Source organism: Synechococcus sp. H60.3 (genome assembly GCF_047462295.1).
In the GTDB taxonomy this organism is placed as follows: domain Bacteria; phylum Cyanobacteriota; class Cyanobacteriia; order Thermostichales; family Thermostichaceae; genus Thermostichus.
Map to the genome: position 1 here is coordinate 1 of NZ_JANSIY010000109.1, position 8,435 is coordinate 8,435.

At 59.9% G+C, this 8,435-nt stretch carries 8 protein-coding genes; 5 read left to right on the top strand and 3 right to left on the bottom strand.

The genetic code is table 11. The features are described 5' to 3' along the window. Positions 1-273: 273 nt before the first annotated feature. A complete protein-coding gene (hemH, locus tag NW841_RS10545) occupies positions 274-1,299 on the bottom strand; it encodes a ferrochelatase (protein WP_414386330.1) in 1,026 nt (341 codons plus the stop codon). 169 nt (positions 1,300-1,468) lie between these two features. Continuing rightward, positions 1,469-1,924: a hypothetical protein gene (locus tag NW841_RS10550; RefSeq protein ID WP_414364358.1), complete on the bottom strand. Its 456-nt coding sequence runs from the start codon at positions 1,922-1,924 to the stop codon at positions 1,469-1,471. A gap of 246 nt (positions 1,925-2,170) precedes the next feature. On the opposite strand from NW841_RS10550, the gene NW841_RS10555 reads away from it, so the two are divergent. The 5 genes from NW841_RS10555 (at position 2,171) to NW841_RS10575 (ending at position 6,780) form a co-directional block, all read left to right on the top strand. Next, positions 2,171-2,662, top strand: coding sequence for a Tic20 family protein (locus NW841_RS10555; protein ID WP_414364357.1), 492 nt, complete (start codon positions 2,171-2,173; stop codon positions 2,660-2,662). Positions 2,663-2,767: 105 nt separating this feature from the next. Then, entirely contained in the window at positions 2,768-3,208 is a 441-nt protein-coding gene (locus tag NW841_RS10560; RefSeq protein WP_414386331.1) for a cyclic pyranopterin monophosphate synthase, read from the top strand. A gap of 1 nt (position 3,209) precedes the next feature. Beyond that, positions 3,210-5,048, top strand: a complete 1,839-nt coding sequence (locus NW841_RS10565) for a hypothetical protein (RefSeq protein ID WP_414386333.1) — start codon at positions 3,210-3,212, stop codon at positions 5,046-5,048. Next, a complete protein-coding gene (locus tag NW841_RS10570) occupies positions 5,042-6,037 on the top strand; it encodes an alpha-E domain-containing protein (RefSeq protein WP_414371839.1) in 996 nt (331 codons plus the stop codon). Before NW841_RS10565 ends, NW841_RS10570 begins: the two co-directional genes overlap by 7 nt. A gap of 191 nt (positions 6,038-6,228) precedes the next feature. Continuing rightward, on the top strand, positions 6,229-6,780 hold the full coding sequence (locus NW841_RS10575; RefSeq protein WP_414347985.1) for a gamma carbonic anhydrase family protein: 552 nt from the start codon (positions 6,229-6,231) through the stop codon (positions 6,778-6,780). 9 nt (positions 6,781-6,789) lie between these two features. Here the strand turns inward: NW841_RS10575 and NW841_RS10580 are convergent, their stop codons facing one another. Continuing rightward, positions 6,790-8,250 carry a circularly permuted type 2 ATP-grasp protein gene (locus NW841_RS10580; protein WP_414335409.1) on the bottom strand — a complete coding sequence of 487 codons (1,461 nt, stop codon included), beginning with the start codon at positions 8,248-8,250 and terminating at the stop codon, positions 6,790-6,792. Positions 8,251-8,435: the final 185 nt, after the last annotated feature.

An 8,435-nucleotide genomic window follows, 5' to 3' on the forward strand; every position in this document is an offset into this window, starting at 1 on the left:
CTGGCCCCGCAGCCAAGCTAGGTAGGCATCCCGCAGGGATCCCCCCACCCAGTAACTCCCCTGGGGCAGCCACTCTTTGGGAAAGGGCAGCCGTTGGTAGAAATAGGTCAGCAGCCACTCGGTCAGCAGGGCTTTGCTCATCGATTGGGTATAGCGGGGAGACTTCCTAGATGGATTTGAAGGGCTAGGATCCCCAGGCTGCCCACAATGGCTTTGGGGGATTTGGCCCTTGCTTGCCCAGACCTGCTCGCGGCCTCGCCGGATCCCTTTTGCCTAACGCTCCAGCAGTGAGCCGCCCACCGCCGCCGGCGCAAACGCAGGCGCTGAAGTGAGCAGATGGGGCCGCACCAGCGCCACCAGGCCGGCAATAAACAGGGGATCGGCATTTAGCGCTGGCACGCGGCGAAACTCGCGGATCCCAGTCTGGTGGGCCAGCTCCCGATACTCGATGTCGATCTCCTGCAAAGTTTCGATGTGCTCCGACACAAAGCTAATCGGCACCACCAGCAGTTGCTTTACTCCCTGAGCGCCCAGTTCCGGGATCACTGTCTCGGTGTAGGGCTGCAGCCAGCGCACGGAGCCCACTCGGCTTTGATAGGAGAGGGTGTAGCGATTGGGGCGCCCAACTTCGCGCCAGATGAGCTGGACACAGGCCTCCATCTCCTGCTGGTAGGGATCCCCGGCCTGGGTAACATAGCTTTCGGGAATGCCGTGGGCGCTAAAGAGCACGTGAACGCTTGCTGGATCTGCAAACGCATCCAACTGCTGCCGGATGGCCCTAGCCATGGCCTGGACATACTGGGGCTGATCGTACCAAGAGCAGATCTGGCGGCGCTCGATGCGAGCCAGCTCCGGATCCTCGGCCCAGAGGTGATCCAGGAGTTTGAAGCTGGAGCCGGTCGTGCTGATGGAATACTGCGGGTACAGGGGCAGCACCACCAGGCGGGTAATCCCGTCCGACTTGATCTGCTGCACCACGGACTCGATCAGCGGGTGCCAGTAGCGCATGGCCACATACACCGGCACATCGTAGCCCTCCGCCACCAGTTGGGCCTGCAGCTTTTGCGCCTGTTCAGCGGTGATGCGCCGCAGGGGGGATCCGCCCCCAATAGCCGCGTAGTTGCGCCGGGATTTGGGAGCTCGCAGCGTGGAGATAGCCCAGGCAAACGCCCCCTGCAAAAACGGAAAGGGTAGACGGATTAGCTCCGGATCGGCAAAGAGGTTGTAGAGAAAGGGCTGCACATCAGCCTGGGTCTCTGGTCCCCCCAAGTTCAGCAGGAGCACGCCGCTTTTGGACATAACAAAGCTCAATATCCTTCTCTATCCACTGTAGGCGGTCTTATCCCACCTCCGGAAAGTGGCCTTAAGTTTTTTGCAGCCCTTCTCATTAGTCCAACCCAACAGCCAAAAAGGGGATCCCAACTCACACTGGGATCCCTGCCGGCAGCACACCCTCCTTCCAGAGGATTTAGAACTCTCGACCGCGGTAGACCCGCTGCAGCGCCAGCTTGACGGGATAACGATCGAGATCGGCCAAGTTCAACTTCAGACGCAGCGTATTGAGCAGCCTCCAGTAGGGGGGCACAAAGACTCGTTCGGTGCCCAGTTCGGGGAAGGGCTCGCCCGCTGCTGTTTCCACCCAGCAGCCGCGGTAGCGAACCGGCTGAGCTCCCCTGTGAAGCGCGCGGAGAGGGTGGCCGGGATCGACCGTCAAGCCGCGAAACTGGATTGCCCCTGGACGAGAAGCTTGCCGGTAGCACAGGTAACGGGCCCAAAGCTGGGCCAGCCCCTCCGGCAAAGTCTCAGGACGAACGTGGAAGCGCTCCGGCAGCAGGCGGTCGTTGAAAAAGCCGACAAGTGCAGACCAAGCTTGCCAGAGAAAAGCTCCCAAGAGGCGAGCAGAGAGAGATGGCAAGATCTTCATGGCAGAGGCCAAAAATCACTGTGGGTGGGAATTGCTGTCGATTATATCAACCCCGATCCTGCAAGATGCTCATCCTAAACAGTTTCCCTCTCACTGGGAAGCAGAGGCGAGCTTGCGGCTAAGCGCGTTGAGCCAGCCAACTTCATCGACTACAATAAGCGCAATGCTTAGGTGCCGTTTAATAAATTCTGAAAGCGTACCAACGAGCAGACTCCAGAACCACTGCACTAAGGGGATCGACGGATTATGACCCGGCGCGGCAACATCACTCCCATGGATCGGCTGTGGGGATCCCTTCCCTACCTTTTGCCGTTGGTATCGGCTCTGCCCTTCGGCTTTGTGCCCTCTGGTTTGTTTCAATCTCTGCCAGGTTTGATCCCCATTTTTAGTCCGCTGCTGCGTTTGCTGCCTCTGGCCACGGGCTGGCTGGGCATGGGGCTGTTTTTTGCCCTACTCTTTTTCGTAATCCGCAACGGCCGCGTCGCCCATTTTGTTCGCTTCAACACGATGCAGGCGCTGCTGCTCAACATTGCCCTGTTTTTGGTGCAAGTGTTGATGCAGGTGTTCGCTATGCTCTTTGGCAGCCTTGGTTTGGCAGCGCTTGTTAGCATTTTGGCCACCACTGCCCTGCTTGGGGTAATCGCTGTCACCCTTTATGCTTGGGTGCAGAACGTGCGCGGTCACTATGCCGAGGTGCCGGTGCTCTCCGATGCCGCCTATGCTTGGATTCGCTACTAACAGTTCTCAAGTTGAGGGCTTGGTTGCTGATTTGACGACTTCACTGGAGCCTGAGCCGGCTGTTGCAGCTTTCAAGGATTGCAGGAGGCTGGGGTGCCGTCGGATTTGACCTCTGATGTTGGCCCAACCCTCACCCACCTGGACGCTTCCGGTCGGGTACAGAGGGTGGAAGTGGGACATCAGCCCCTGGCTGCCCGTCTGGCCACTGCCCAAGGGCAGGTACGTAGGCCAGAAAGGACTTTAGAGGCCATTTTGGCCGATCAAGGGCCCAAAGGGAATGTGGTGGAAGCGGCTCGGCTGGCCGGGATCATGGCCGCCAAGCGCACCGCCGAACTGATCCCGCTGTGTCATCCTTTCCCCTTGACCAGCATCACCACCGGAGTGGAGATGGAGGCTTTGACGGCGGTTGCAGTGGCTGCCCTCACCCTGTACGACATGGCCAAGGCTTTGGAAAAGGCGATGGTGATCGAGAATATCCGCCTGTTGCGCAAGTATGGGGGAAGTTCCGGGCCTTCTGGGTTCGATCAGAATAGACCGTCCCAGTGAGATGTTGAAGAGGTTGCACCAACCGGGAGGGCTTATCGGGATCGCGCTGCTGGCCGGGGTGCTGGCACTGCTCTGGCCAATGCTGCAGCGGGGCTACCCCATCACCCATTCCACCCACTTCAATCTCAATTGGACCTTCCAGTATCAGCGCCAGTTTTTCGGCGGGCAGTTTTACCCCCGCTGGCTGGAGTATTCCAACTTTGGCTATGGCAACCCCACCTTTGCCTTCTATCCGCCCCTGTGTATGGTGGCCACCCTGCCCTTTCGAGCCCTGGGGCTGGACATGCTCGGCTCTTTGGTGGCCAGCATGGGCCTAGCGATGGCGGTCTTGGGGCTGGGGCTGTACCTTCTGCTGCGGCAGGTGCTTCCTTGGGCTTTGGCGTTGGTCTTGGCCCTGCTGAGCATGGCCGGCCCCTATTGGCTGGTGGATATCTACCAAAGGGGAGCTATAGGGGAAGTGTGGGCCATTGCCGTCTCCCCCTGGGTTTTCTGGGCCTCGCTGCAGACGATCTGCCGGCTCCAGTCCATCTGGCCGGTTGCGGCTTTGGCCCTGAGCTATGGCCTGCTGGCGCTGTCCCACCTGCCCACCTTGCTGGTGTTGACCCTGATTTGGCTGCCTCTGCCTTGGGTGGTGGGGGGAAGGGATCCCTTCTGGCCCAGGGTGGGGCGCTGCTACCTGGGGTTTGGGCTGGGGCTGGGGTGGACGGCGTTTTATCTGCTGCCGGCCTTTTGGGATCAGCGGCATGTCCAGGTGGATTTTGTCAACTTTACCGACGAGTATACGCCCCACCATCGCCTGATGGTGAGCGGGCTCATGCAGCTGCAGCCGCGCTGGACAGAGCACTGGTTTGAGAGCAACCTGGTGGGGTACTGGGTTTGGATGGCGGCGGTTCTGGGAGGGGTTGGGATCCTGGTTTTTCTAGAATGGCTGGCCCGCCGGTCGGGGAGGAGTTTCTCCTGCCAGGAAAGTGGCGCTGCCGAATCTCTTGCCAGAGCCACCCTGCTCTACAGCCTGGGAGCCAGCCTGGTGGCGCTGCTGATGATGACGGATCTGCTGGCTTGGCTCTACGAGTGGGTTTTGCCCTTGCGGCGGATTCAGTTCTCCTGGCGCTGGATGGCGGTGACGGCGGTAACCGTGCCTTGGCTAGTGGGATCTCTAGCTGGGTGGGGATGGGGGCACAAGCGCTGGCGGCTCCCTTTGCTGGTGGGGCTCGGCCTGGCCATGGCAGTCCAAACCTGGCAGGGCTTGCAACTGGTGTCCAAAGCCGGCTTTGATCCGCCGCTTGTCCAAACTTTTCAAGAACTCGCTGCAGCCAAGCAGTTCCCCAACGAGCCCCAAGAGCGGCCGGGCATTGCTTTCTTGCACATGCACTGGCGCTTTCCCGATGGGCTGGCGCTGGTGGATGCGCTGGAATACCGGCCCCGCCAGGCGACGCTGCCCATGCCGCCCCCACAGGTGGATCCGCTGCTGCAGTGGCAAGGCGAGGTAGAGGATCCGGCGGCGCGGCTCCAGGTGGAAGAGTGGCGCTACGGCTACCGTCGCTTTCGGGCGCTTAACCCCACCGGTCAGGAGCAAGCTGTAGTCTTGCGCACGTTTTACTACCCCGCCTGGCGGGTACAAATTGATGGACGGTTCAGAGCTGCTGAATACAACGAGCCAGGGCTGTTGCAAGTGCGGATCCCGCCGGGGGAGCACCGCGTGGAGGTGCGCTACTTGGGCACGGCGGCGGACTGGCTGGGCTGGATCCTGACCGGCGTGGCAGGAGTGCTGCTGGTGGAGCTGCGGCGGCTGCTCCGTCTGTTGGGGTTGAGGACAACAGAGGAGGCAACACCATGTTGAGTCGCGTGGCCGATTCCATCTACTGGCTCAACCGCTACGTGGAGCGGGCCGAGAACATTGCCCGTTTTATCGATGTCAACCTAAACCTCATCCTCGACTCACCTAGTGGCACAGCTCAGCAATGGGATCCCATCATCTCCACCACTGGGGATCAGGAGCTGTTTTACCAGCGCTACGGCCAGGCGACCCAGGAAACGGTGATCCAGTTTCTGGCTTTTGATAGGGATTATCCCAACTCGATTTTTTCCTGCTTGCGGCTGGCACGGGAAAATGCCCGCTCTGTGCGGGAGATCATTTCTTCGGAAATGTGGGAGCGGGTGAATCGCTTCTACTTAATGGTGAAGGAAGCTGCTCAACAGTGGCCGCATCTGAGCCAGCTCCACGATTTCTTCACGGAAGTCAAGCTGGCCAGCCATCTCTTTGCTGGGGTGATGGATGCCACCATGACCCACGGGGAGGGGTGGCACTTTGGACAAATCGGCCGCCTTTTGGAACGGGCCGACAAAACGGCTCGCATTCTGGATGTTAAGTATTTTATTTTGCTGCCTTCTGTACAGGATGTGGGCACGCCCCTGGATGAATTGCAGTGGATTGCTCTCCTAAAGTCGGCCAGCGCTTATGAAATGTATCGAAAATACAGCCGCCAACACCGCATTAACCCTAGAGAGGTGGCCTCTTTCCTGATTTTGGATCGGCAATTTCCCCGCTCCATTCAGTTTTGTCTCATTCACGCCGATCGCTCCCTACACCAGATTACTGGAACCCCTGCTGATACTTGGCGGGATCCCAGTGAGCGGACTTTGGGACGGCTGCGCTCTGAGCTGGATTATCTCACCATTGACGATATTATGGAGCAGGGCTTACACGAATTTCTCGACAAGTTGCAATTGCAAATGAATTACGTTGGCGATTGCATCTACGAAAGTTTCTTTGCCATTCGCCCTTTGCAGACGGCTGACCCCCCTCTGCTCCTGCAGCGCCAAGCTTAGCCGAAACCCCTCACCCCCGGCCCCTCTCCCAAAGGGATGACCCTCACCCCCAGCCCCTCTCCCTTTGGGAGAGGGGGGTTAATCTCTTTCACGGCTGTTGTATGCTTGCATCTGGTCAGCTGCCGGGGCAAAGGCGGTGCAGAGCACTGGGGAAGCCGGGAATTGCCGCACCGTTACTGGCGGTAGGATTGATGGAAGTTGTTGCTGGTTGGAGAGTGGGGTTGGAGCAGCAGCCGCGAGGGATCGACCAGGCAGCCTTTGTGGCCGCCAATGCCACGCTGATTGGCGATGTGCAGCTCTCGGAAGGGGTGAGCATCTGGTACGGGGCCATTTTGCGAGGGGATCTGTCGCCGATTGTGATTGGCCGCCGCAGCAACATTCAAGACGGGGCGATCCTGCACGGGGATCCGGAGCAGCCGACCTGCATCGGCGAGGAGGTCACCGTCGGCCATCGGGCCGTCATCCACAGCGCCCACATCGAGGCGGGATCCCTGGTGGGGATTGGGGCCGTCATCCTCAACAGAGTCACCATCGGGGCGGGCAGCATGGTCGGGGCTGGAGCGGTGGTCACCCGCTCGCTGCCGCCCCGCTCTTTGGCAGTCGGGATCCCGGCCAAGGTCATCCGCACCCTGACAGACCAAGAGGTGGAGCAGTTGCGCCGCCACGCTGAGCACTATGTGGATTTGGCGCTGCAACACGCCCGTCGTTTCGCCAGATGGCCGGGCCCTGCTGCTCCGGCCTAAGCCTACCCCTCAGCAGCGGGGATCCCCGCAGAGCACCCAGGTATCTTTGCTGCCGCCCCCTTGGGAGGAGTTGACCACCAGGGATCCCTTTTTGAGGGCCACGCGGGTTAGGCCGCCGGGATGAACGTAGATCTCTTTGCCGTAGAGAATGTAGGGCCGCAGATCCACATGGCAGGGCTCCAGCCTCAGCCCCTCTCCCCAATCCACGAGGGTGGGCACGCGGGAAAGACACACGACGGGCTGGGCGATGTAGTTGCGGGGCTGGGCGCGGATTTTCTCGGCAAAAGCGGCCCGCTCCTCCGGTGTGGCCCGCGGTCCCATCAGCATGCCGTAACCGCCCGACTCATTGGCCGCCTTCACCACCAACTTGTCCAGGTTCTCCAGCACATAAGCTTGATCCTTGGGATCCCAACACAAGTAGGTGGGCACATTGGGCAAAATCGCTTCTTCTCCCAGGTAGTAGCGGATCATCTGGGGCACATAGGCGTAGATGACCTTATCGTCTGCCACTCCTGTCCCCAAGGCATTGGCAATTGCCAGCCGACCCGAGCGATAGACCTCAAACAGGCCGGGTACCCCCAAGAGGGAATCGGGGCGAAAGACCAGCGGATCGATGAAGTCATCGTCGATGCGGCGGTAGATTACATCCACCCGTTGCAGGCCCTTGGTGGTGCGCATCTGCAAATAGCCATCGGCCACCACCAAATCCCGTCCTTCCACCAGCTCCACCCCCATCTGCTGGGCCAGAAAAGAATGCTCGAAGTAGGCGGAGTTGTAGATGCCGGGGGTGAGCACCACCACTGTCGGGTTGGCCAGGTGCGGCGGCGTCAGATTGAGGAGGGTATCCAACAAGTGGCTGGGGTAGTCGTCCACCGGGCGGATCCCCATCGTGTTAAACAGCGAGGGAAAGGTGCTTTTCATCACCCGCCGGTTTTCCAGCACATAGGAAATGCCCGAGGGGCAGCGCAGGTTGTCTTCCAGCACGTACCAAGTCCCGTCCCGATCCCGCACCAGGTCGGTGCCGGTGACGTGGCACCAAATTCTCCCCGGCGGGTTGAGCCCAATACAAGGCCGCAGGAATCCTTTGGCCGTCTCGACCAGCTCAGCAGGGATCACCCCATCCTTGAGGATCTTCTGGTCGTGATAGACGTCGTCGATAAACAGGTTCAGGGCATGGATGCGCTGCTTCAGACCCTGCTCCAGCCGCTGCCACTCAGAGGCTGAGACGATGCGGGGAATGATGTCGAAGGGGAAAATCCGCTCCGTGCCCTGGCTGTCGCCATAGACGTTGAAGGTTACCCCCATCTGAAAGAGGGCTGCCTGGGCCGCCGCTTGCCGCTGCTGCAGCTCTCCTTCTCCCAGCGAATGCAGGCGCTCAATCAGCGGGATCGCCTCAGGGCGAGGCCGACCGCGCCCCACAAACAGCTCATCGTAAAAACCTTCACCTGGGTCATAAGTATCAAAACGCACGTCGGGATCCCTCGAACCCTACCCTGTTTTACTGTGGGCGGCTCTGGATTTGCCTAGTGTGCTTCCGGCTACTTTTACGGTTATCGTGGTGGAAGTTAGGACAGGGGGTATACCGGTTGCCCCCAGTCAGCCAGAGTTGTCAAGGTTTATGGTGGCGAGCGGTACTTTCTCAGCTTTGTTGTCAA

Excerpts from the sequence above, each read along its gene's own strand:
- hemH (WP_414386330.1), bottom strand. The coding sequence starts at position 1,299 with ATGTCCAAAAGCGGCGTGCTCCTGCTGAACTTGGGGGGACCAGAGACC.
- NW841_RS10550 (WP_414364358.1), bottom strand. The coding sequence starts at position 1,924 with ATGAAGATCTTGCCATCTCTCTCTGCTCGCCTCTTGGGAGCTTTTCTC.
- NW841_RS10555 (WP_414364357.1), top strand. The coding sequence starts at position 2,171 with ATGACCCGGCGCGGCAACATCACTCCCATGGATCGGCTGTGGGGATCC.
- NW841_RS10565 (WP_414386333.1), top strand. The coding sequence starts at position 3,210 with ATGTTGAAGAGGTTGCACCAACCGGGAGGGCTTATCGGGATCGCGCTG.
- NW841_RS10570 (WP_414371839.1), top strand. The coding sequence starts at position 5,042 with ATGTTGAGTCGCGTGGCCGATTCCATCTACTGGCTCAACCGCTACGTG.
- NW841_RS10575 (WP_414347985.1), top strand. The coding sequence starts at position 6,229 with ATGGAAGTTGTTGCTGGTTGGAGAGTGGGGTTGGAGCAGCAGCCGCGA.